Genomic DNA, 22,619 nt, shown 5'->3' on the forward strand with positions numbered 1-22,619 from the left:
GTTCGATGCCGCACGATTGGTTGAATGCCGGCAAGTCCGGCATTCGACCGATTGTACGGGGCACTCTCCGGCGGCGGCGAGACCTGAACGGTCGTGCGAATTCCGTCCGGGCAAAAAAAAGCCGCCCGGAAAGGGCGGCTCGCGGGTGCGCGACGCGCTGCTTACTTCAGTGCGCCAAACGCGCGCTCACGGATCTCGTCGACGCCGCCGAGGCCCGAGATCTTGCGATACTGCGGGGCCTTCAGGCCGTTTTCCTCGCCGCGTTGCGCCCAGTCGCCGTAGTACGTGATCAGCGGCTTGGTCTGCGCTTCGTACACTTCGAGACGCTTCTTGACGGTTTCTTCCTTGTCGTCGTCGCGCTGGATCAGCGGCTCGCCCGTCACGTCGTCATGGCCTTCGACCTTCGGCGGGTTGAACTTGACGTGGTACGTGCGGCCCGATGCCGGGTGCGTGCGGCGGCCGCTCATGCGCTCGATGATTTCCGAGAACGGCACGTCGATCTCGAGCACGTAGTCGATCGCGACGCCGGCTTCCTTCATCGCGTCAGCCTGCGCGATCGTGCGCGGGAAACCGTCGAACAGATAGCCGTTCGCGCAGTCGGATTCCTTCAGGCGCTCCTTGACGAGGCCGATGATCAGCGCGTCCGGCACGAGCTTGCCGGCGTCCATGTAGCCCTTCGCCTCGACGCCGAGCGGCGTGCCAGCCTTCACAGCCGCGCGCAGCATGTCGCCCGTCGAGATTTGCGGGATGCCGAACTTTTCCTTGATGAAGTTTGCCTGGGTGCCCTTTCCCGCGCCGGGCGCGCCCAACAGGATCAAACGCATGGTGATATCTCCAGTATGTAGATTCGTGTGGCGAGACGCAAAAAGCGCCGGCGACGGCGTGCGCGGGGCTTGCCTGGCGCGTGGCGGACCGGTCTGATGCGGCGCGTCGGGTTGAGCGACGCGCGGCTGCCGGCAGGGCCGCGGGCGGGGTCAAGCGAGGACGCGCTGGTCGCGGACGGCTCGCACAATCGCCTGATTATGCCACGGGTTATTTTGATCCCGGCTGAAAAAGGGCCTGCACGCGTGCGAGATCGGCCGGCGTGTCGATTCCGGCTTCGGGCGCGGACTCGGTGATCAGCACTGCGATACGCTCGCCGTGCCACAGCGCGCGCAGCTGTTCGAGCTGCTCGGCCTGTTCGATCGGCGCCTGCGCAAGCGTCGGATACGTGCGCAGGAAACGCGCGCGATACGCATAGAGGCCGATGTGCCGGTAGACCGGAAAAGCCGGCGCAGGCATGGCTGCGACGTCGGGCCAGTGCGGCTGGTACGCGTCCCGGCTCCACGGAATCGGCGCGCGCGAGAAGTACAGCGCGACGCTCTGCGCATCGAGCGCGACCTTCACGACATTCGGGTTGAACACGTCGGCCGCGTCGTGGATCGGGTGGGCGGCCGTCGCAATCGCGCAGGCCGGATGCGCGGCGAGGTGCGACGCTACGTCGCGCACGAGCACGGGGTCGATCAGCGGCTCGTCGCCCTGTACGTTGACGACGACGGTGTCGTCGCTCCATCCGAACGTCGCCGCGACTTCCGCGAGCCGGTCGGTGCCGGACGGATGGTCGGCACGCGTCAGCACCGCTTCGAAGCCGTGATCGCGCGCCGCATCGAGCACGCTCTGCGCGTCGGACGCGACCAGCACCTGTTGCGCGCCCGCTTCGCGCGCGCGCTCGGCGACGCGCACGACCATCGGCTTGCCGCCGAGATCGGCGAGCGGCTTGTTCGGGAGCCGCGTCGACGCGAGCCGGGCGGGAATGACGGCGATGAAGGGTTGCGGGTGAGTCATCGGGGAAGCGCGGTGAAAAGAGCGGAGCGGGCGGCGCGTCTGGCGCGGGTCGCCCGGCGGGGTTCGGCGCCTGGCCGCGGACGGGCCGCGGCTCGGGCGGGGATGGGCGGCTTAGCGGCCGGCCGGGTCGACCGGTGTGCCTTCGACGGTCTGGCGCGCTTCGTCGACCAGCATCACGGGGATGCCGTCGCGGATCGGGTAGGCGAGCTTGTCCGCGTTGCAGATCAGCTCCTGCGCGGCACGGTCATAGTGGAGCGGGCCTTTGCAGATAGGGCACACAAGGATTTCAAGCAGGCGAGCGTCCACGGAGTTTCTCCACAACGAGGGCAATGAGGCGAGGATCGAGCGCGGCTTCGACGGGGACGACCCACAGTCGAGCGTCGCGCCAGGAAGCGCCCAATTTTACTGCATCCTTCTCGGTGATCAGGATCGCATCGACGGCGTCGTCGACGAACGGATTGTCGGCGAACGCGTAGTGGTCGGGCAGCGCGCGGGTTGCGGGCGCGAGACCGGCCGCGCGCAGCGTCGCGAAGAAGCGTTCCGGCGCGCCGATGCCGGCCGCGGCGAGCACGCGCTCGTGCGCGAATTGCGACAGCGGGCGGCGCAGCGCGGGCTGGTCGAGGTGCCACGCGGCGCCCGGCGTGAGCGCGAGCGAATAGGTATCGGGCCACGGCGGCAGCGCGCCGCTGTACGGATCGTTGACGAGCGTGGCGTCGCGGTGCCGCGACAGCGGCTCGCGCAACGGCCCGGCCGGCAGCAGGAAGCCATTGCCGCCGAGCCGGTGGTCGAACACGACGAGCTCGACCGTGCGCGCGAGGCGGTAGTGCTGCAGGCCGTCGTCGCTGACGATCACGTCGACGTCCGGGTGCGCGGCGCGCAGCGCCTGCGCGGCCGCGACGCGATCGGGGCAGACCCAGACGGGCGCGCCGGTGCGGCGCGCGATCAGGAGCGGTTCGTCGCCGCCCGCGCTGGCGCGCGACGCGGGCGTGACCGCGGTCGGCGCCTTCACGTTCGCGCCGTAGCCGCGCGACACGATGCCGGGCGTGAAGCCGGCCGCGCGCAACGCATCGACGAGTGCGATCACGGTCGGCGTCTTGCCGGTGCCGCCGACGGTCACGTTGCCGACCACGACGACGGGCACGCCGACGTCGACCGGCTGCTTCCAGCCCTGCGTGTAGGCGGTGCGGCGCAGCGCCGCGCACAGGCCGAACATGCACGCGAACGGCGTGAGCGCCCACGCGAGTGCGCCGCGGCGCTGCCATTCGCGCGTCAGGCGCGCTTCGAGCCGGGCGAGCGGGCCGTCGGGCGCGCTCATCGGGCCGGGCGCGGCATGTCGTGCGCCGCGGCGTGGGACGGATTCGTCAAGGCGGATTCTCCGTTGGGCGGCGCATGCCGCGGGGTCTGCGGAAGGCGGCACTCTAGCGCGCCGCAGGCGGGCGCGGCAAGCGCGACCGGCCGACGCAGCGCACGGGGACGGATCGCGACGGCTTGTGGATAACTCTGTGAAAAACCCCCCGTTCGATTGCGTCAAACGCCCGCCGGGCGGGCTTCGAATCGGATGAGAATCGTTTCGAAAGTTTTAAAAATATATAAAAATCAATGTGTTACCGGGAATCGTCTGGTTTTTTTCGCGGTTTTCACGTGTTTTAAGCCGACGATTGCCAAAGTGTGGACACCTTCCGCGCGTCACCGCGCATGCGGCCGGTGCTGGACGTCGCGCGCGTGTCGGACTATCGTGTCGCCGCCAGCATTCATCCGACCGTCCATGCCTTCCGACTCCCCATTTGCCGCACCGGGCGCGACCCGCGGCGGCGACGAAGTGATTCCCGTTTCGGCGCTCAATCGTGCGATTTCGACGATGCTCGAGCGCTCGTTTCCGCTGCTGTGGATTTCGGGCGAAGTGTCGAATTTCACGCGCGCCGCGAGCGGCCACTGGTATTTCTCGATCAAGGACCAGCAGGCGCAGATGCGCTGCGTGATGTTCCGCGGCCGCGCGCAATACGCGGAGTTCACGCCGCGCGAAGGCGATCGCATCGAGGTGCGCGCGGTCGTCACGATGTACGAGCCGCGCGGCGAGGTGCAGCTGAACGTCGAGGCCGTGCGGCGCACGGGTCAGGGGCGGCTTTACGAGGCGTTCCTGCGCCTGAAGGCGCAGCTCGAGAGCGAGGGGCTGTTCGCGCCCGAGCGCAAGCGGCCGCTGCCGGCCCACCCGCGCGCGATCGGCATCGTCACGTCGCTGCAGGCGGCCGCGCTGCGCGACGTGGTGACCACGCTCGCCCGCCGCGCGCCGCACATCCCGGTGATCGTCTATCCGGCACCCGTGCAGGGCGCCGGTTCCGCCGAAAAGCTCGTCGCGGCCGTCGAGACCGCGACTGCGCGCCGCGAGGTCGACGTGCTGCTGGTCTGTCGCGGGGGCGGCTCGATCGAGGATCTGTGGTCGTTCAACGACGAAGCGCTGGCGCGCGCGATCGCGGCGAGCGAAGTGCCGGTCGTCAGCGGCGTCGGGCACGAAACCGATTTCACGATCGCGGATTTCGCGGCCGACGTGCGTGCGCCGACGCCGACCGGCGCGGCCGAGCTCGCGAGCCCGCAGCGCGCGCTGCTGCTGCGCGAGGTCGGCGAGCGCCAGCGTGCGCTCGCGCGCGGCATGGCGCGCCGGCTCGAACAGCGCGCGCAGCAGCTCGACTGGCTCGCGCGCCGGCTGGTGAGCCCGGCCGAGCGGCTGCAGCGGCAGCGCACGCACGTCGAGCAGCTCGCGGTGCGGCTTGCGTCGGCGGCGTCGCGGCCGGTGCGCGACGCGCGCGCGCGTTTCGCGCTCGCGCAGTTGCGCTGGCAGCGTGCGCGGCCCGATCCGTCGCAGGCGCGCCTGGCGCTCGCGGGGCTGTCGCAGCGTCTGGCACTGGCCTTGCAGCGCCGTCACGAACGCGACACGGCTCGCGTGTCAGCCTGTGCGGCAAGGCTCGAGGTGTTAAGCCCGCAGCGCACGCTCGAGCGCGGTTATGCGGCGCTGATCGATGCACAGACGGGCCGCGCGGTGCGCACGCCGAACGCGCTGAAGCCGCAGCGCCGCCTGACCGTGCATCTCGCGGAAGGCTCGGCCGACGTGTCGCTCGCCGACGTGCAGCCGCGGCTGACCGATACGATCTGATGTAACCGGCGCGCGCGCCGCGACGGTCGCGCAACCGGCAAACCGCGCGTCGGAACGGGTGCTGCGCAGCGCCGGCTCGTCCGGCCGGACGTTGCGTCAACATCGCTTTTCCGCATACCGCGGATAAATGGCCCGTGAGTTTGCGGGGTTATTCGTCCTCGCCTACAATCGGACGCTCGGCAGCATTCAACACAGCCTCCCTACATACTCAACGAAGGAATCGCCATGGCTCATACGCTCCCGCCGCTCCCGTACGCTGAAGACGCACTCGCGCCGACCATCTCGCTCGAGACGATCCAGTACCACTACGGCAAGCACCATCAGGCTTATGTGACGAACCTGAACAATCTGATCCCGGGCACGGAATTCGAAAACCTGTCGCTGGAAGAGATCGTGAAGAAGTCGTCGGGCGGCATCTTCAACAACGCCGCGCAAATCTGGAACCACACGTTCTTCTGGAACAGCCTGTCGCCGAACGGCGGCGGCGCACCGACCGGCGCGCTGGGCGACGCGATCAACGCGAAGTGGGGTTCGTACGACGCATTCAAGGAAGCGTTCACGAAGGCCGCAGTCGGCACGTTCGGTTCGGGCTGGGCATGGCTGGTGAAGAAGGCTGACGGCTCGCTCGACATCGTGTCGACGAGCAACGCGGCAACGCCGCTGACGACCGCCGACAAGGCACTGCTGACGATCGACGTGTGGGAACACGCGTACTACATCGACTACCGTAACGCACGTCCGAAGTTCGTCGAAGCGTTCTGGAACATCGTGAACTGGGACTTCGCAGCGAAGAACTTCGCGTAAGGTCCGGCGCCTGCGCGCCGCTACGGCGCGCGGCACCCAGCAAAAAAGCCCTCGAAACGAGGGCTTTTTGTTTTTTGCCGCGAGCGAACGTGCCGCGCGTGCCCGATCAGGCCAGCAGGCCGAGCCCCCAGCCGAGCGCGGCGCTCGCGAGCACGACGGCCCATGGCGGCACGCGCCAGAACACCAGCGCGACGAATGCGACGAGCGCGGCGGCCAGATCGCGGGGCGCCACTATCGTGTCGGTCCAGACCGGGTGATAGAGCGCGGCGAGCAGCAGCCCGACGACGGCCGCGTTCACGCCCGCGAGCGCGGCCTGCATCCGCGTGCTGCGGCGCAGGCGTTCCCAGAACGGCGCGGTGCCGGCCACCAGCAGGAACGACGGCGCGAAGATCGACGCCAGCGCGATCGTGCCGCCGAGCCAGCCGTTCGGCGCGTGGCGCAGCGACGCGCCGAGGAACGCCGAGAACGTGAACAGCGGCCCCGGCACCGCCTGCGCGACGCCATATCCGGCCAGGAATGCCGCATCGCCGACCCAGCCGGGCGCGACCACGGCCGCCTGCAGCAGCGGCAGCACGACGTGCCCGCCGCCGAACACGAGCGCACCCGTGCGGAAGAATGCATCGACGACGGCGAGCGTATCGGAGCGCAGCGCGCGGGCCGCGAACGGCAGCACGACGAGGAGCGCCCCGAACAGCGCGAGCCACAGCACGCCCGCGCGGGGCGACACGTGCAGCGGCAGCGGATCGTGGGCGCCGCGCGCCGGCTGCGGCAGCAGCACGAGGCCGGCCAGTCCGGCCGCGACGATCACGGCAACCTGCGTCCACGCGGCCGGCGCGAGCAGCGCGACGCAGGCGGCCGCGGCCATCAGCGTGACGCGACGCGCATCCGGGCACAGCGTGCGCGCCATGCCCCACACGGCTTGCGCGATCACGGCGACCGACACGATGCGCAGCCCGTGCAGCGCACCGGCTTCGATCGGTGCGCCCGTCGCGTGCACGCCGAGCGCGAATAGCATCATCAGCAGCGCAGACGGCAGCGTGAAGCCGAGCCACGCGGCGAACATGCCAGCATAGCCGGCGCGCGCGAGACCGATCGCCATCCCGACCTGGCTGCTCGCGGGCCCCGGCAGGAACTGGCACAGCCCGACGAGATCCGCATACGTGCGCTCGGTGAGCCAGCCGCGCCGCGTGACGAATTCGGTGCGGAAGTAGCCGAGATGCGCGACCGGGCCGCCGAACGACGTGAGGCCGAGCCGCAGGAACGCGACGAACACGGGCCAGGGATGGCGGGAGGGTGCGGAGGCGGTCGAGGTACTCAAGGCGGTGCGTGCGGATGAACGGACGAGCCGCCACGATAGCGCAACGCGGTGACGGCGGGGAGGCCGCGTGGCGATGGTGCCGGGGCTCAGCGGATGCCGTCGGGCAACCCGCTCGCCCGCCGCAGCGCAGCGACGTCGACAAGTTCGATCTCGCCGACGTGCAGCCGCACGACGCCATCGGCCTGCAGCGCCTTCAGCAACTGGTTGGTGGTCTGCCGCGTCAGCGACAGCATCGCCGCGAGCGTTTCCTGCGACAGCCGGATGCGGGTGCGGCCGGCGCTGATCCCGCCATAGCCGTCGGCGATCATCAGCAAGCGGGCGGCGAGCCGCTGCGCGGCCGGCATCACGCTCATCGATTCGACGGTCAGGAAACTCAGGCGCAGCTTCTGCGCCATCAGCAGCGCGAATTGCCGCCAGTATTGCGGCGTCGCGTCGAGGATCGCGAGCAGCGCGGCCTGCGGGATGTGCAGCAGCAGCGCGTCGTCGAGCGCGATCGCATCGTGCGTGCGCGGCTGGCCGTCGAACAGCGCGATTTCGCCGAACCAGGTGATGGGCTCGGCCACGGTCAGCAGCGCTTCCTTGCCCTGGGGGTCGACCGCACCTATCGTGAGTGAACCGGCCAGGACGGCGTACAGCCCGCACGGCGGGTCGCCGCGCCGGAACAGCGCATGGCCGCCCGGCAGCCGGCGCAGCGCCGCGCGGGCGAGCAGGTCCGCGCGCAACGCGGGCGGCAGCGCGGCGAACCACGGGTTCGCTTCGATTTGCGGCAGGTACGGGGTGAGCGACGAGGGCATGGGCACGCGATGTCGGGTAGCTGACAGAGGTTCTCGGGCGTGACGCGCATCATAGCGCTCAATAACCGACCAGGAGACGCGATGAAGACGCTCGAAGACCATCTTTCCCAGTATGCGGCCTACCACCGCGACGCGCGCAACATCGCGACGCATCTGGTCGGGATCCCGATGATCGTGTTCGCGGCCGAGGTGCTGCTGTCGCGGCCGGCGCTCGGGATGCTGGCTGGCATCGCGCTGACGCCGGCGCTGCTGCTGGCCGTCGCGTTCGCGGTGTTCTACCTGCGCCTCGACCTGCGGTTCGGGATCGTGATGACCGCGCTGTTCGCGCTGGGCCTGTGGGCCGCGCAGGCGCTCGCGTTGCTGCCGACCGCGCAATGGCTCGCGATCGGCATCGGTGCGTTCGTCGTCGGCTGGATCGTGCAGTTCGTCGGGCACTGGTTCGAAGGGCGCAAGCCCGCGTTCGTCGACGATCTGGTCGGCCTGATGGTCGGGCCGCTGTTCGTCGTCGCCGAGGTCGCGTTCTTCGCGGGGCTGCGCGGCGACGTGCGCCGCGAAGTCGAGCGGCGGGCCGGCCCCGTGCACGGCGGCGCCCATTCGCATGTCTGACGCACCGGTCTGCGTGTTCGGCGCGGGCGCCGTCGGCTGCTATCTCGGCGGACGGCTCGCGGCGGCCGGCGTGAACGTGACGCTCGTCGGCCGCGCACGGATCGGCGACGCGATTCATCGGCATGGGCTGACGCTGACCGACCAGCGTGGCTACCGCGCGTCGCTCGCGCCGGGCGACGTCGTGTTCGCGGCCGATCCCGCGGCTGCGGCCGCCGCGCGGCTCGTGCTCGTGACGGTGAAATCGGCCGCGACGCGTGACGCCGCGGCGCAGCTTGCCGGCGTGCTGCGGCCCGGCACGGTCGTGATCAGCTTCCAGAACGGCCTGCACAACGCCGACGAGCTGCGCGAGGCGCTGCCGCAAGCCACCGTGCTGGCCGGCATGGTGCCGTTCAACGTGATCGAACGGGAGCCCGGTGCGTTTCACCAGGGCTCGGCCGGCGCACTGGCGGCCGACGCGTCCCCCGCGCTGCAGCCGTTCGCCGGTGCATTCGCGCGCGCCGGGCTGCCGCTCGCGCTGCATCGCGACATGCGGGCCGTGCAGTGGGCGAAGCTGCTGCTCAATCTGAACAACGCGGTCAACGCACTGGCGAACCTGCCGCTGCGCGACGAACTCGCGCAACGGGCGTATCGCCGCTGCGTCGCGCTCGCGCAGCGCGAAGCGCTGCACTGGCTGGCGCGGGCGGCGATCCGGCCCGCGCGGCTGACGCCGTTGCCGGCCGCGTGGATCCCGGCCGTGCTCGACTTGCCCGACGCCGCATTCCGCGTGCTCGGTGGGCGGATGCTCGCGATCGACCCGCTCGCGCGTTCGTCGATGTCGGACGATCTCGCGGCGGGGCGGGCGACGGAAGTCGAGTGGATCAACGGCGAGATCGTGCGGCTGGCCGCGCGCTTCGGCGCGCAGGCGCCCGTCAACGCGCGACTGTGCGCGCTCGTGCACGACGCGGAACGCGCGGCGGCACGCCCGGCCTGGCGCGGCGATGCGCTGTGGGCCGAGCTGACCGCGCGGGCGCCGCACGCGGGCGACGTGCGGGCCGCGTAGGCGGCTGCGCCACGCGTCGCGCGGGGTGCGCGTGATGCCGCACGGGGTGTGAACGGCTAAGATGCGGGGTGCGTCATACGACGCCTATGCGGAGCTGTCACCATGGTGGATCGCCCGACTCTCGATGCCTACGACGCCCATGCCGCGCAATACGCGCAGGACTGGCTCGACCAGGCCGCGCCCGACGACATGTACGCGCTGCTGGAGCAGCATTTCTCGCCGGGGCCGACCGCGGACGTCGGCTGCGGCGCCGGGCGCGATACGGCCTGGCTCGCGTCGCGCGGCTTCGACGTGCGCGGCTACGACGCGAGCGCCGCGCTGCTCGACGAGGCGCGGCGCCGCCATCCGGATCTCGCCTTCGAGCTGGCTGCACTGCCGGCGCTGGCCGGCGTGCCGTCCGGCGCGTTTCGCAACGTGCTGTGCGAAACGGTCGTCATGCATCTCGAACAGGCGGAAGCGGCGGCCGCCGCCACGCGGCTGGCCGAGCTCCTGATGCCGGGCGGCACGTTGTACCTGAGCTGGCGGGTGGCCGGAAACGGCGCGTTGCGCGACGAGCGCGGCCGCCTCTACACGCCGCTCGATTCGGCGCGGATGCGGGCGGCGCTCGGCGCGGGCACGCAGGTGATCGACGAGCACGAGGTCGTCAGCCCCTCGTCCGGCAAGCGCGTGCACCGGCTGATCGTCCGCAAGGCTGCCACCGCTTGAGCGTGGCGCGGCGGCGCCACGCTCATTCGCGGTTGAGTGCCGCTTCCCAGTTGATGTCGACGCAAAGCACCTGCATGCCGGTCGCGACGGGTGCGGCGATCGACGCGGTCACGCACAGGTGCGCCTCGTTGATCGACAGGTAGGGCGGCGTCAGGTGCACGCGGCCCGGCGCGCGCATCGCGTCGATGAAGTACGGGCGCCGTTCCCAGCTCGCGCCTTCGGAATGCAGCAGCGGCCGGAACCGCTTGGCGCGCTGCGAGACGCTGCCGCGTGCGAGCACGTTGTCGCCGATCTGGCGGCCCGATGCGTCGAGCAGGAAGCAGCGCGCGGTCTCCGGCAGCCCGAGTACGACGGCTGCTGCGTCGGTGAGCGGCTCGCCCGCGCCGAGCTTCCGGCTCGCTTCCTCAAGCGCCGCGACGTACGGCGCGAGCCGTTCCGCCTGCGTGCGCTCGCGTTCCGCGACGCGCAGCCGCAACGCGGCCGACAGCGTATCCATGCAGCCCGCGGCGGCCTGCGGCTGCACCGGTTCGACGCTCGGCCCCGCGAAGTACTGGCCCTGCACGAAATCGACGTCGCACTCCAGCGCGATCAGCGCGTCGCGCTCGGTCGCGAGCCCGCCCATCAGCACGAGCTGGCCGGATTCGTGCAGCAGCGACACGAGCCCCGGCAGCACGCGTTCGAGATGCGAGTGCTCACTCGCTTGCGCGAGGATGCCGCGGTCGAGCGTGACGATGTCGGGATGCAGGTGCCACACGCGGTCGATGTTCGAATGCTTCGCACCGAATCCGACGAGCGCGATCAGGAAGCCGGCCTTGCGCAGCCCGTCGACGATCGCCGCGTAGCGCGGTGTCTCGCCGCCCGCCTGCTCGGGCACTTCGAGCACCACGCGGTGCGGCGGCAGCCCGAGCGCCTTCAGGTTCGCGAGCATCGCGTCGCCGTAGACGGTGTCCATCAGCGCGGCCGGATGCAGGCTCAGGAAGAGCCATTCGTCATGGCTGTCGAACGCGTGGAAGTTGCCGAGATGCAGCGATTCGGCGAGCCGGCCGAGCTCGAGCAGGTCGCCGCGCCGCGCCGCCTGCGTGAACACCTCGTGCGACGCCACCTGGCGGCTTTCCTCGTCGTGCGCACGCAGCGACGCGTGATAGCCGATCGCGCGGCGGTGCGACACCGAGAAAACGGGCTGGAACACGCTGAACACGGTGTAGCCGCCGTACAGCACGGTGCGCCGGTTCCCGTCGTCGCCGGCGACGGGGCGGGGCGGCTGAAAGCCGGGGGGATCGATTTCGATCATGCTCATGATGTCGGCCGAAGGAAGACTGCCAGTTTACCTAGAGAATAGGCGAGCAAGAAGCGTGCACGGCATCGTGCCCCGTGCGGCGGCGCGTCGCGGTCGGGCTGCCGGGTACGGCAGGCGTTTCAAATGCGCATCGCGGGGTCGTGCTGCACCAAAAAGGTGCGCGTCGACCCGGTTCGGCGCGCGCCGTGCGTCACGCGCGCTCCGACGGGTCGGTCTTGCGCGCGGTGCTGCGGATCTCGGGCGCGAGCTGCGCGAAGATCCACGCGGACGCGGCCGTGATGATCCCGACGCAGATGAAGGTCGCATGGAACGCGGGCAGCGTGTTGCTTGGCGTGACGGTGCGCAGCATGCCGGTGAAGGTCGCGAGCAAGGCCCCCGCGACCGTGACGCCGAGGCTCATCGACAGCATCTGCACGAGCGAGAACAGGCTGTTGCCGCTGCTCGCGCCGCCGGTGCCGAGATCCTTCAGCGTCAGCGTGTTCATCGCGGTGAACTGCATCGAGTTGAAGCCGCCGAACAGCGCGAGATGCACGACCTTCACCCACACGGGCACCGTGTCGCGCATCAGCGCGAAGCTCGCCATCATCACGCCGACCATGATCGTGTTCGCGAGCAGCACCTTGCGGTAGCCGTGCCGCGTGATCAGGCGCGTGATGATCCGCTTCGAGAACATCCCGGCGGCGGCCACCGGCAGCATCATCAGCCCGGCCTCGAACGCCGAGTAGCCGAGGCTCACCTGCAGCAGCAGCGGGATCAGGTACGGCATCGCGCCGCTGCCGATCCGCGCGAACAGGTTGCCGAGCAGCCCGACGCTGAACGTGTGGATCCGGAACAGCTCGAGCGAGAAGATCGGCTGCGGCGCGCGCACCGCATACAGCCCGTATGCGACGAAGCACGCGAGGCTCAGGATCAGCAGCACGAGCACGGCCGCGTGCTGCATGCCGAGATCGGCGAGCCCGTCGAGCGACAGCGAGATCGCGACCATGCCGATCGTCAGCAGCAGATAGCCCTTCAGGTCGAAGCGGCCGACGGCCGGGTTGCGCGAATCGGGCATCGAATAGAAGGTCGCGATGCAGCCGGCGACGCCGACCGGCACGTTGATCAGGAAGATCCAGTGCCATGACGCGATCTTCACGAGCCAGCCGCCGAGCGTCGGCCCGATCAGCGGGCCAATCAGGCCGGGAATCGCGACGAACGACAGCGCGGGCAGGTAGCGTTCGGCCGGGAACGTGCGCAGCACCGCGAGCCGCCCGACTGGCAGCAGCATCGCGCCGCCGACCCCCTGTACCACGCGGAACGCGACGAGCTGCGTCAGCGTATGCGCATTCGCGCACAGCAGCGAGCCGAGCGAGAACACCAGGATCGCGCTGAAGAACACGCGCCGCGTGCCGAACGTGTCGGCGAGCCAGCCCGACACGGGGATCATCACCGCCATCGTCAGCGAATAGGCGATCACGACCGACTGCATGCGCAGCGGCGATTCGCCGAGGCTCGCGGCCATCGACGGCAGCGCCGTGTTCACGATCGTCGAATCGAGCGTCTGCATGAAGAAGCCCGTCGCGACGAGCCAGAGCATCACGGTGAGGTTCTTTTCGCCGGGAGCGGCGGCAGGCGGGCGTTGGAACATGGAGGCGGGCGGTGGCGCGGGACAGCCGACATTGTAGGGAAAGCCATCGCTTCGTGCCGGTTCGGCGCAAGGACGGCGCGAAGTCCGGCCGGCGGGTACCTGTCCTCGTGGAGTGACCAGTACAGTTCAGTCGAAAGTGTCTGCAGCCGTATCTGTCCGTGTGCTGCCACTGTCCGAAATACTGATGCCATCGGACCCATGCGACCAGGAGGCTGCCATGCGCGAACTGCGAATTTACGTGATCGACGGCGACGAGCCGGCCGGTCGGTGGCGGATCGTCGATCGCACTTCGCTGGAGGTGGCCGACGGCGAGGTCTGGGTGACAATCGAGGGGCGGCGCGACGATCACTGGCTCGGCGTCGGAGATGCGCTGATGCTCACGCCCGGCATGCGCGTATGGGTCAGCGCGGGGTCGCACGGTGCGACGTTTGCGTTTGGTCCGCTCGAGGTGACGGCCCGGCGCGCCGCGCAGGCGTGGTGGCGGCCGCTCGTCGCTTGGCGCGACGGCCGGCGTCACGCGCCCGCGTCGCTGCCGACTTAGCACGCTCGGAGCTGGATCGACTTTCTGTTCGCGCATGGTTCGAGCGCGTGCGCGATCCGGCCGGCCGTGGGGCCATTGACGATTCGCGTGATCGGCGAGCGCGGCTCCGGCACACCCCGGTCGAGAGGGCGTTCGACGACACCATCCGGGCGTTTCGCGTCGACACGACGGCGTGCGGCTAGCCGCATCGTATCCGCGTGGCTGCGGCAGAGCAGGGGCGCGCCGTCCGGCGGCGAGCGCAGCGGGTCGCGGTGCAAATGTGCAGGGCTCGCGCCGGCATCAAGGATGCCGGCAGGCTTCCTGCGCGTTGGGGGATGAGATGCCGGCCGCTCCTGCCGGGGCGCAGGAGATACACCCGCGCTACGACCGTGCGTGACATGCTGATTCGCGCAATCGGGATTGCTCGCGACTGCCGCGACTTCTAGACTCGATCTTGTCTTCCCGCCGCCTCTTTCGCCATGACACCCGAACTCGCGTTGACGCATCTGTGGCAGCTCGCACACGGCGCCCCCGACGCGCTGGCCCGTGCGACCGTGACGGGGCAGGATCCGACGCTACCGTCGACCTTCCGGGTCGGCACGCTCGCCGCGGCGACGATCGCGGCAGCCGGGCTCGCGGCGGCCGAATGCCACCGGCTTCGCACTCGTGTCGCGCAATCCGTCGACGTGTCGGTGCGCGACGCGCTGGTCGCGTTCCGCAGCGAACGCTACCTGCGCGTGGACGATGGCCCGCCGCCGGAGTTGCGTCATCCGGTGACGGGCTTCTTCGAGACGGGCGACGGACGCTGGATCCAGTTGCACGCGAACTTCCCGCATCACCTGCGCGGGATTCTCGACGTACTCGGCTGCGGCGCGCAGCGGGACGACGTCGCCGCGGCGATCCGCACGCGAGACGGTGCGGCGCTCGATACCGCGCTGGCGGAGGCCGGGCTGTGCGCCGCATTGATCAGAACACCTGACGAGTGGGCGGCGCACGAGCAGGCGCGCGCGATCGCATCGCTGCCGCTGTTCGAGATCGAGCGGATCGGCGACGCGCCGGTCGAGCCGATCGGCCGCGGCGATGCCGGCCAGCCGCTCGCGGGTGTGCGCGTGCTCGATCTCACGCGCATCATCGCGGGGCCGGTCGCGGGCCGCACGCTGGCGTCGCACGGCGCGCAGACGCTGCTCGTCAACGGCCCGCACCTGCCGAACATCGCGCCGCTCGTAATCGATAACGGGCGCGGCAAGCGTTCGACATGGATCGACCTGCGCGATGAGGCCGGCATCGATACGCTGCACGCGCTCGCACGCGACGCGGATGTGTTCCTGCAGTCGTACCGGCCCGGCGCACTCGCAGCGCGCGGCTTCGCGCCGCACGCGCTGGCGGCGCGGCGGCCCGGCATCGTGTACGTCTCGGTATCCGCCTATGGGCACGCTGGGCCGTGGGCGCAGCGGCGCGGCTTCGACAGCCTCGTGCAGTCGGCGAGCGGGATCGCGTGGCGAGAGCAGCAGGCCGCGCACGCGGACGGGCCGCGCCACTTGCCGTGCCAGGCGCTCGATCATGCGACGGGTTATCTCGCGGCGTTTGGCGCGATGATCGCGCTCGCGCGCCGGGCACGCGAAGGGGGAAGCTGGCACGTGCGATTGTCACTCGCGCAGACGGGACGCTGGCTGCAGTCGTTCGGCCTCGTGCCGGACGGCCTGCAGGCACCCGATTTCGTGCGCACCGACGTGCGCGACCGGATCGAGCGCATCGCGTCGCCGTTCGGCACGCTCGACGTGGTGCGGCCGGCCGAGCGGTTGTCGGCGACACCGCCCGCATTGACGCGCCCGCCCGTGCCGCTCGGCACCGACGATGCGCGCTGGCTGTGAGCGGCGGCGTGACTGGCGTTACTTGCGCAGCTCGACGACGAAGTCGTAGTAGTCGTTGCGGCAGTAGGTATCGGTCAGTTCGATTGCGCGCTGGTCAGACGTATAGCCGATTCGTGTGATCAGCAGCAGCGCGTCGTGCGGCGCGATGCCCATCTGCTCGGCGATCTCGTCGGTCGCGTTGACCGCGCGGAAATGCTGCAGCGCGCGCACGATCGGCGTGCCACGCGCTTCGAGATAGCTGTACAGCGAACCGCCGATCGCCTGCGGATCGGGGATCAGCGTCGCGGGAAACGTCGAATTCTCGACCGCCATCACGATGCCGTCGGCGAGGCGCAGGCGCTTCAGGCGCGTGACCGATGCGGCCGGCGACAGCCCGAGCTGGATCACCTCGTCGCGGTTCGCCGGCTGGATCTCGCGCGCGAGCCATTGCGAGCTCGGCTTGAAGCCGCGCCGCTCGAGCATTTCGCTGAAGCTCGACAGCCGCGACAGCGGATCTTCGTAGCGCGGCTGGATGAAGTTGCCGGCGCCCTGCGTGCGGCGAATCAGGCCTTGCTCGACGAGCAACGCGATCGCCTTGCGCGCGGTGATGCGCGAAACGCCGAGCGCGTCGGACAGCACGCGCTCGGACGGCAATGCCTCACCGGCCGTCCAGCGGTTGTCGTGGATCGCATCACCGAGCTTGCGGGCGAGCTGCAGGTAGAGCGGCGTGTCGTTGTCGGGGTCGGGGCGCAGGTCCTGCCAGCGGTCGTCCGTGGATGCCTTCATGGAGTGGGTATCGATCAGGTTGCGGCCATTCTAAGTCATCACGTGGCGCCGTTATAGCCGGTTTTTGCCGTGCAATAGGTGAATGGCGCGCCGATTGACTACACTGATGCGTCGTATTCCATGGCTGGGCCGCGGTGCGCGGCCACCGATCCGCAACGAGGAACGCATGACAGATACGATCGCCACGGTCGTCCTGCCGGACGGCGAGACGATTCCGAAGCTTGGCCTGGGCACGTGGGAGATGGGCGAGCGGCCGGCCCGGCGCGCGGACGAGATCGCCGCGCTGCGCGAGGGCATCGAACTCGGGATGACGCTGGTCGATACGGCCGAGATGTACGGCGACGGCGCGACCGAGGAACTGGTCGGCGAGGCGCTCGCGGGCTTGCGCGACGACGTGTTCCTCGTCAGCAAGGTCTATCCGCACCATGCGAGCCGGCGCGGCGTCGTCGCGGCGTGCGACGCGAGCCTCAAGCGCCTGGGTACCGATCGTCTCGACCTTTACCTGCTGCACTGGCGCGGCTCGGTGCCGCTCGAGGAGACGGTCGAGGGCTTCGAAGCGCTGCGGCGCGCGGGCAAGATCCGTCACTGGGGTGTCAGCAATTTCGATACGGCCGACATGGCCGAGCTCGTCGATGAAGCCGGCGGCGACGCGTGCGCGACCAACCAGATCCTCTACAACATCGCGCGGCGCGGCCCGGAGTTCGACCTGCTGCCGTGGCTTGCCGAGCACCGGATGCCGGCGATGGCGTACAGCCCGGTCGATCACGGGCGGCTGCCGAAGCGCTCGCCGCTCGACGAGATCGCACGGCAGCGCGGCGTGTCGGTGATGCGCGTCGCGCTCGCGTGGGTGCTCGCGCAGCCGGGGGTGTTCGCGATCCCGAAGGCGTCGCGGATCGAACACGTGCGCGACAACCGGGCCGCGCTCGATTTCATGTTCAGCCATGACGAGCGCGCGCAGCTTGACGCGTACTTCCGTCCGCCACGCAGCAAGCGCGCGCTCGAGATGCTCTGACGACACCCGGCCGGGCACCGCGGCCGGTCAGTGGTTGGCTCCGGACGATCCGCCGTTGCCGTGACCGCCGCCATTGCCGTTCCCGGTGCCATGGCCGTTGCCGACACCGTTGGCCCCACCATTGCCGGCGCCACCACTGCCGTTTCCATTGCCGCTGCCACCGCCATTGCCGTGACCGCCGTGGCCGCCGCCGTCACCATCGCCATGGCCACCATTGCCGTGACTGCCGCCGTTGCCGTCGCCATGGCCACCACTGCCGTGACCGCCGCCGCTGCCGTCGCCATGGCCACCGTTGCCGTGACCGCCGCCGTTGCCGTCGCCGTGGCCGCCATTGCCGTGACCGCCGCCGTCACCATCGCCATGGCCACCATTGCCATGACTGCCGCCGTTGCCGTCGCCGTGGCCACCATTGCCGTGACTGCCGCCGTTGCCGTCGCCATGGCCACCACCATTGCCGTGACCGCCGCCGTTGCCGCCGCCGTTGCCGTCGCCATGGCCACCACCATTGCCGTGACCGCCGCCGTCACCGTCGCCATGCCCACCATTGCCGTGACCGCCGCCGTCGCCATCGCCGTGGCCACCACTGCCGTGACCGTCGCCGTTGCCGTCGCCATGGCCACCGCCATTGCCGTGACCGCCGCCGTCACCGTCGCCATGGCCGCCGTTGCCGTGACCACCGCCGTCACCGTCGCCATGGCCGCCGTTGCCGTGACCACCGCCGTCACCGTCGCCATGCCCACCATTGCCGTGACCACCGCCGTCACCATCGCCGTGGCCACCACTGCCGTGACCGCCGCCGTCACCATCGCCGTGGCCGCCGTTGCCGTGACCGCCGCCATCACCGTCGCCATGGCCGCCGTTGCCGTGACCACCGCCGTCACCGTCCCCACCACCACCGCCATGGCCACCGTGTCCGCCATGACCTCCACCGCCGGAAGTGCCACCGCCGGAAGTGCCGCCACCGGAAGTGCCGCCACCCGAAGTGCCGCCACCCGAAGTGCCGCCACCGGAAGTGCCACCGCCGGAAGTGCCGCCACCGGAAGTGCCGCCACCCGAAGTGCCGCCACCCGAAGTGCCGCCACCCGAAGTGCCACCGCCGGAAGTGCCGCCGCCGGAAGTGCCGCCGCCGGAAGTGCCGCCGCCGGAAGTGCCGCCACCGGAAGTGCCGCCACCGGAAGAGCCGCCTCCGGAGGAACCACCACCCGAAGAACCACCACCCGAAGAACCACCACCCGAACCCCCGGTGCCAGACGCATTCCCTCCGCGGCCCGAGCCACCCGAACCACTCGTACCACCGGATGTTCCGCTCGTCGTTCCACCGACGCCAGCAGGCCCGACGGTACCGTTCCCGTTGTTGCCACTGCCGTTGCCATTGCCATTTCCGCTACCGGGGCTGCCGCCGCTGCCATTGCCGCTCGCGCCTGCGCCATTGCCGCCGGCGCGACCGCCGGCGAAGACGTGCACCGCGCACACAGCCGGATTGGCTGCGCAAGGCGAAGCGTCGTCGACCAACGTCATGATGGCGTCCGCGTTGGCAACTGCATCGGCCGCGGAGTCCGGTGTCGCATCCTGTGCGACGGCATACGAGCAGCAACACGCGAACGCGGCTGCGGCGAACAAGGTTGCGCGATAGCGCCGTCCCGGCGTACGGAACGGTTGTTTCGTCTTGAGCATCATGGCCTCCCCATGCGCGCGATGCCTCGTCGCCGCGCGGCGATCTACGTGTGGTGCAGGGGGCCAGTAAAGGTTCGTAGTCCTGTCGGCAGCCGATCGCTTTCGGGCGGGCGCTGGACGCCAGCCGAGATCGCGGAACGGCATGCGGGCCCGCCGTGCAGAATCCCTATCTGCGAGATTCGTGCCACCGGCCGCTTACGCCCGTCGCACAAGGCGCACGCAGGCGCGCGACGGCGCATGCAACGTTTTTGGGGGGATTTTGTTTCCGGAATGAAACGTCTGAGCTAAGTTCAGCGCGCCGGCGCGTCGGCTGCGCGCTGCCAGCGGTGGAACAGGATCGACGCGATCCAGCAGACGAGAAACAGCGCGACGATGCCATAGCCGATCATGCCGAAGCGGTCGCCGACCGCGTCGAGCGCATCGCGCACCGGGCCCGTCAGCGACAGCTTGTCCGCGAGCAGGCCGGCGGCCTCGATCCCGCCGATCGCGATCGCGACGGCCGCCGACACGAACGTGATGCTCGCGTTGTAGAGCAGCTTGCGCTGCGGATCGTCCATCGCCCACCCGTACGCATGAATCATCAGCACGTTGTCGGTTGAGTCGATCAGCGTCATGCCGGCGGTGAACAGCGCGGGAAACAGCATGACGGTATAGACCGGCAGCCCCTGGCTCGCCTGCGCGGCTGCGATCGCGAGCAGGCCGATTTCGGTTGCAGTATCGAAACCCAGCCCGAACAGCACGCCGACCGGATACATGTGCCAGCTCGTCGACACGAACCGGAACAGCGGGCGCAGCAGCCGGGACACGAGCCCGGCAGGACGGTGCACATGCGCGGCATCGTGCGTGTGCCCGTGCCCGTGCGTGCCGCGATAGCGCCGCCACAGATCGCGCAGGATCACCAGGTTCACGCACGCGAGCACGAGCAGGAAGGTGGCTGACACCGCCGTGCCGATCGTGCCGCCGATCTCGCGGAACGCATCGAACCGGTCGCGCAGCGCGAACGCGGTCAGCGCGATGCCGAGCGTCGCGGCGATCACGATCGTCGAATGGCCGAGCGAGAAGAACAGCCCGACGCTCACCGGGCGCTGGCCGTCCTGCATCAGCTTGCGCGTCGCGACGTCGATCGCCGCGATATGGTCGGCATCGACCGCATGGCGCAAGCCGAGCCCGTACGCGATCGCGGCAGTGCCGAGCAGTAGCGGATGATCGCGCAGCACCGCGAGCGCCCACAGCCAGACAGCGGCATTCGCGGCGATCAGGCCGGCATAGAGGATCAGCAGGCGGCGCAGGGCAGGGGTGGACGGCATCGGGACGGTTCCATCTGACGAATCGCGATGCATTGTGTCACGCGAAAAAATTGCCGGGCGTGCCGATCAAAAAGCCGTGCACCGTGCGCAGTGGACGAAAAAAAGCCCGTCCGGAACCGGACGGGCCTTGCCTGCATGCGACAGCGCGCTGCGCTTACTTCACTCTCGCGCTGATCACGCCTTCCGATACGTTGGCCGGCGTTTCTGCGTACTGCTTGAACTCCATCGTGTAGGTGGCGCGGCCCTGCGTGGCCGAGCGCAGCGACGTCGAATAGCCGAACATTTCCGCAAGCGGCACTTCGGCGCGCACGAGCTTGCCGCCGCCACCGGCGATGTCTTCCATCCCCTGCACGATGCCGCGCCGGCTCGACAGGTCGCCCATCACGTTGCCCATGAATTCCTCGGGCGTCTCGACTTCGACGGCCATCATCGGCTCGAGCAGCACGGGCTTCGCCTTGCGCATCGCTTCCTTGAACGCCATCGAGCCGGCCATCCGGAACGCGTTTTCGTTCGAGTCGACGTCGTGGTACGAGCCGAACGTCAGGTGCACCTTCACGTCGACGACCGGGTAGCCCGCGAGCACGCCGCTCTTCAGCGTCTCGGTGATGCCCTTGTCGACGGCCGGGATGAATTCGCGCGGAATCACGCCGCCCTTGATCTCGTCGAGGAACTCGTAGCCTTTGCCCGGGTTCGGTTCGAGCGTGATCACCGCATGGCCGTACTGGCCGCGGCCACCCGACTGCTTGACGAACTTGCCTTCGACGTCGGACGCCGTGGTGCGCACCGTCTCGCGATACGCGACCTGCGGCTTGCCGACCGTCGCTTCGACGCCGAATTCGCGTTTCATCCGGTCGACCAGGATTTCGAGGTGGAGCTCGCCCATCCCTGAAATGATCGTCTGGCCGGATTCTTCGTCGGTCTGCACGCGGAACGACGGATCTTCCTGCGCGAGGCGGTTCAGCGCGAGGCCCATCTTTTCCTGGTCGGCCTTCGTCTTCGGCTCGACCGCCTGCGAGATCACCGGCTCCGGGAACTCCATCTTCTCGAGGATGATCGGCTTGGCCGGATCGCACAGCGTGTCGCCGGTGGTCGCTTCCTTCAGGCCGACGGCCGCCGCGATGTCGCCCGCGCGCACTTCCTTGATCTCCTTGCGCTCGTTCGCGTGCATCTGCAGGATCCGGCCGAGCCGTTCCTTCTTGTCCTTGGTCGCGTTGAGCACCGTGTCGCCCGATTCGACGACACCCGAATACACGCGGAAGAAGATCAACTGCCCGACGAACGGGTCGGTCATGATCTTGAACGCGAGCGACGAGAACGGCTCGTCATCGCTCGGATGGCGTTCCGCGGGCTTTTCCGGATCGGCGAAGTCGTGGCCGAGGATTGCGGGCACGTCGACCGGCGACGGCAGGTAGTCGATCACCGCGTCGAGCATCGCCTGCACGCCCTTGTTCTTGAACGCGCTGCCGCACAGCATCGGCACGATCTCGTTTGCGATCGTGCGCTTGCGCAGCGCGGCCTTGATCTCGTCCTCGGTCAGCGATTCATGGTCGTGCAGGTACTTCTCGAGCAGTTCCTCGCTCGCTTCCGCCGCGGCCTCGACCATCTTCTCGCGCCATTCGTGCGCAAGCTCGACCAGGTTCGCGGGGATGTCCTCGTACGCGAACTTCACGCCCTGGCTTTCGTCGTCCCACACGATCGCCTTCATCTTCACGAGATCGACGACGCCCTGGAAATGATCTTCCGCACCGATCGGAATCTGGATCGGCACGGCGACGCCTTTCAGGCGCTCGCCGATCTGCCGCTGCACGCGGAAGAAATCGGCGCCGATGCGGTCCATCTTGTTGACGAACGCGATGCGCGGCACCTTGTACTTGTTGGCCTGGCGCCAGACGGTTTCAGACTGCGGCTGCACGCCGCCGACCGAGTCGTAGACCATGCACGCGCCGTCGAGCACGCGCATCGAGCGCTCGACTTCGATCGTGAAGTCGACGTGCCCGGGCGTGTCGATGATGTTGATCCGGTGCTCCGGATAATTGCCGGCCATGCCCTTCCAGAAGGCCGTGGTCGCGGCCGACGTGATCGTGATGCCGCGTTCCTGCTCCTGCTCCATCCAGTCCATCGTGGCCGCGCCGTCGTGCACTTCACCGATCTTGTGGCTCACGCCGGTGTAAAACAGGATGCGCTCGGTCGTCGTGGTTTTGCCGGCATCGATGTGAGCGCTGATCCCGATATTGCGATAGCGCTCGATGGGGGTTTTGCGGGGCACGTGAACCTCCTTAGGTTCGGATCGTAAGCGGGCCGGCGGGGC

20 protein-coding genes are annotated in these 22,619 nt (G+C 69.3%); 8 read left to right on the forward strand and 12 right to left on the reverse strand.

Features of this window, described 5'->3' with window-relative positions; translation table 11 throughout:
• Nucleotides 1-161 precede the first annotated feature (161 nt).
• The 4 genes from adk to lpxK form a co-directional block, all read right to left on the reverse strand.
• On the reverse strand, nt 162-824 hold the full coding sequence (gene adk / locus QZM67_RS18870) for an adenylate kinase (RefSeq protein ID WP_043190056.1): 663 nt from the start codon (nt 822-824) through the stop codon (nt 162-164).
• Nucleotides 825-1,032: 208 nt separating this feature from the next.
• Nucleotides 1,033-1,824, reverse strand: coding sequence for a 3-deoxy-manno-octulosonate cytidylyltransferase (gene kdsB / locus QZM67_RS18875; RefSeq protein ID WP_059665170.1), 792 nt, complete (start codon nt 1,822-1,824; stop codon nt 1,033-1,035).
• A gap of 111 nt (nt 1,825-1,935) precedes the next feature.
• Nucleotides 1,936-2,130 (reverse strand): Trm112 family protein, encoded by a 195-nt coding sequence (locus QZM67_RS18880; RefSeq protein ID WP_010090898.1) that lies wholly within the window; start codon nt 2,128-2,130, stop codon nt 1,936-1,938.
• A complete protein-coding gene (gene lpxK / locus QZM67_RS18885; RefSeq protein WP_301805721.1) occupies nt 2,111-3,139 on the reverse strand; it encodes a tetraacyldisaccharide 4'-kinase in 1,029 nt (342 codons plus the stop codon). The genes QZM67_RS18880 and lpxK overlap by 20 nt, the downstream gene beginning before the upstream one ends.
• 450 nt (nt 3,140-3,589) lie before the next feature.
• Here lpxK and xseA point away from each other — a divergent pair, with 450 nt between their 5' ends.
• Nucleotides 3,590-4,972: an exodeoxyribonuclease VII large subunit gene (xseA, locus tag QZM67_RS18890; protein WP_301805725.1), complete on the forward strand. Its 1,383-nt coding sequence runs from the start codon at nt 3,590-3,592 to the stop codon at nt 4,970-4,972.
• 225 nt (nt 4,973-5,197) lie between these two features.
• On the forward strand, nt 5,198-5,776 hold the full coding sequence (gene sodB, locus QZM67_RS18895) for a superoxide dismutase [Fe] (protein ID WP_011352986.1): 579 nt from the start codon (nt 5,198-5,200) through the stop codon (nt 5,774-5,776).
• 106 nt (nt 5,777-5,882) lie between these two features.
• Here the strand turns inward: sodB and chrA are convergent, their stop codons facing one another.
• Together chrA and QZM67_RS18905 are read right to left on the reverse strand one after the other, a co-directional pair.
• Nucleotides 5,883-7,094 (reverse strand): chromate efflux transporter, encoded by a 1,212-nt coding sequence (chrA, locus tag QZM67_RS18900; RefSeq protein ID WP_175024852.1) that lies wholly within the window; start codon nt 7,092-7,094, stop codon nt 5,883-5,885.
• A gap of 86 nt (nt 7,095-7,180) precedes the next feature.
• Nucleotides 7,181-7,888, reverse strand: coding sequence for a Crp/Fnr family transcriptional regulator (locus QZM67_RS18905; RefSeq protein ID WP_301805729.1), 708 nt, complete (start codon nt 7,886-7,888; stop codon nt 7,181-7,183).
• A gap of 81 nt (nt 7,889-7,969) precedes the next feature.
• Between QZM67_RS18905 and QZM67_RS18910 the strand changes: the two genes are divergently transcribed.
• The 3 genes from QZM67_RS18910 (at nt 7,970) to QZM67_RS18920 (ending at nt 10,238) form a co-directional block, all read left to right on the forward strand.
• Nucleotides 7,970-8,494 (forward strand): DUF962 domain-containing protein, encoded by a 525-nt coding sequence (locus QZM67_RS18910; protein ID WP_043190043.1) that lies wholly within the window; start codon nt 7,970-7,972, stop codon nt 8,492-8,494.
• Entirely contained in the window at nt 8,487-9,533 is a 1,047-nt protein-coding gene (locus tag QZM67_RS18915) for a 2-dehydropantoate 2-reductase (protein WP_301805733.1), read from the forward strand. The genes QZM67_RS18910 and QZM67_RS18915 overlap by 8 nt, the downstream gene beginning before the upstream one ends.
• Nucleotides 9,534-9,635: 102 nt before the next feature.
• On the forward strand, nt 9,636-10,238 hold the full coding sequence (locus tag QZM67_RS18920) for a methyltransferase domain-containing protein (RefSeq protein WP_122946106.1): 603 nt from the start codon (nt 9,636-9,638) through the stop codon (nt 10,236-10,238).
• 22 nt (nt 10,239-10,260) lie between these two features.
• Here the strand turns inward: QZM67_RS18920 and QZM67_RS18925 are convergent, their stop codons facing one another.
• Entirely contained in the window at nt 10,261-11,535 is a 1,275-nt protein-coding gene (locus QZM67_RS18925; RefSeq protein ID WP_175024847.1) for an EAL domain-containing protein, read from the reverse strand.
• Nucleotides 11,536-11,725: 190 nt separating this feature from the next.
• The gene (gene mdtD, locus QZM67_RS18930; protein WP_041492932.1) at nt 11,726-13,162 is read right to left on the reverse strand and encodes a multidrug transporter subunit MdtD; all 1,437 of its coding nucleotides are present in this window, start codon (nt 13,160-13,162) and stop codon (nt 11,726-11,728) included.
• A gap of 217 nt (nt 13,163-13,379) precedes the next feature.
• On the opposite strand from mdtD, the gene QZM67_RS18935 reads away from it, so the two are divergent.
• Nucleotides 13,380-13,703 carry a DUF2917 domain-containing protein gene (locus QZM67_RS18935; RefSeq protein WP_301805741.1) on the forward strand — a complete coding sequence of 108 codons (324 nt, stop codon included), beginning with the start codon at nt 13,380-13,382 and terminating at the stop codon, nt 13,701-13,703.
• A gap of 458 nt (nt 13,704-14,161) precedes the next feature.
• The gene (locus QZM67_RS18940) at nt 14,162-15,553 is read left to right on the forward strand and encodes a CoA transferase (protein ID WP_301805744.1); all 1,392 of its coding nucleotides are present in this window, start codon (nt 14,162-14,164) and stop codon (nt 15,551-15,553) included.
• Between the two features lie 18 nt (nt 15,554-15,571).
• On the opposite strand, the gene QZM67_RS18945 is transcribed toward QZM67_RS18940, so the two are convergent.
• Nucleotides 15,572-16,318 (reverse strand): GntR family transcriptional regulator, encoded by a 747-nt coding sequence (locus QZM67_RS18945; protein ID WP_011352976.1) that lies wholly within the window; start codon nt 16,316-16,318, stop codon nt 15,572-15,574.
• A 166-nt stretch (nt 16,319-16,484) separates the two neighbouring features.
• Here QZM67_RS18945 and QZM67_RS18950 point away from each other — a divergent pair, with 166 nt between their 5' ends.
• Nucleotides 16,485-17,330 (forward strand): aldo/keto reductase, encoded by an 846-nt coding sequence (locus QZM67_RS18950; RefSeq protein WP_301805746.1) that lies wholly within the window; start codon nt 16,485-16,487, stop codon nt 17,328-17,330.
• A 27-nt stretch (nt 17,331-17,357) separates the two neighbouring features.
• Here QZM67_RS18950 and QZM67_RS18955 read toward each other — a convergent pair whose 3' ends face one another.
• The 3 genes from QZM67_RS18955 to fusA form a co-directional block, all read right to left on the reverse strand.
• The gene (locus QZM67_RS18955) at nt 17,358-19,004 is read right to left on the reverse strand and encodes a hypothetical protein (protein ID WP_301805778.1); all 1,647 of its coding nucleotides are present in this window, start codon (nt 19,002-19,004) and stop codon (nt 17,358-17,360) included.
• A gap of 290 nt (nt 19,005-19,294) precedes the next feature.
• Nucleotides 19,295-20,311, reverse strand: coding sequence for a HoxN/HupN/NixA family nickel/cobalt transporter (locus QZM67_RS18960; RefSeq protein WP_301805748.1), 1,017 nt, complete (start codon nt 20,309-20,311; stop codon nt 19,295-19,297).
• A gap of 154 nt (nt 20,312-20,465) precedes the next feature.
• Complete coding sequence (gene fusA / locus QZM67_RS18965; protein WP_043190027.1) at nt 20,466-22,577, reverse strand: elongation factor G; 2,112 nt, start codon at nt 22,575-22,577, stop codon at nt 20,466-20,468.
• Between the last annotated feature and the right edge of the window lie 42 nt (nt 22,578-22,619).

Source organism: Burkholderia sp. AU45251 (assembly GCF_030482905.1).
In the GTDB taxonomy this organism is placed as follows: Bacteria; Pseudomonadota; Gammaproteobacteria; order Burkholderiales; family Burkholderiaceae; genus Burkholderia; species Burkholderia aenigmatica.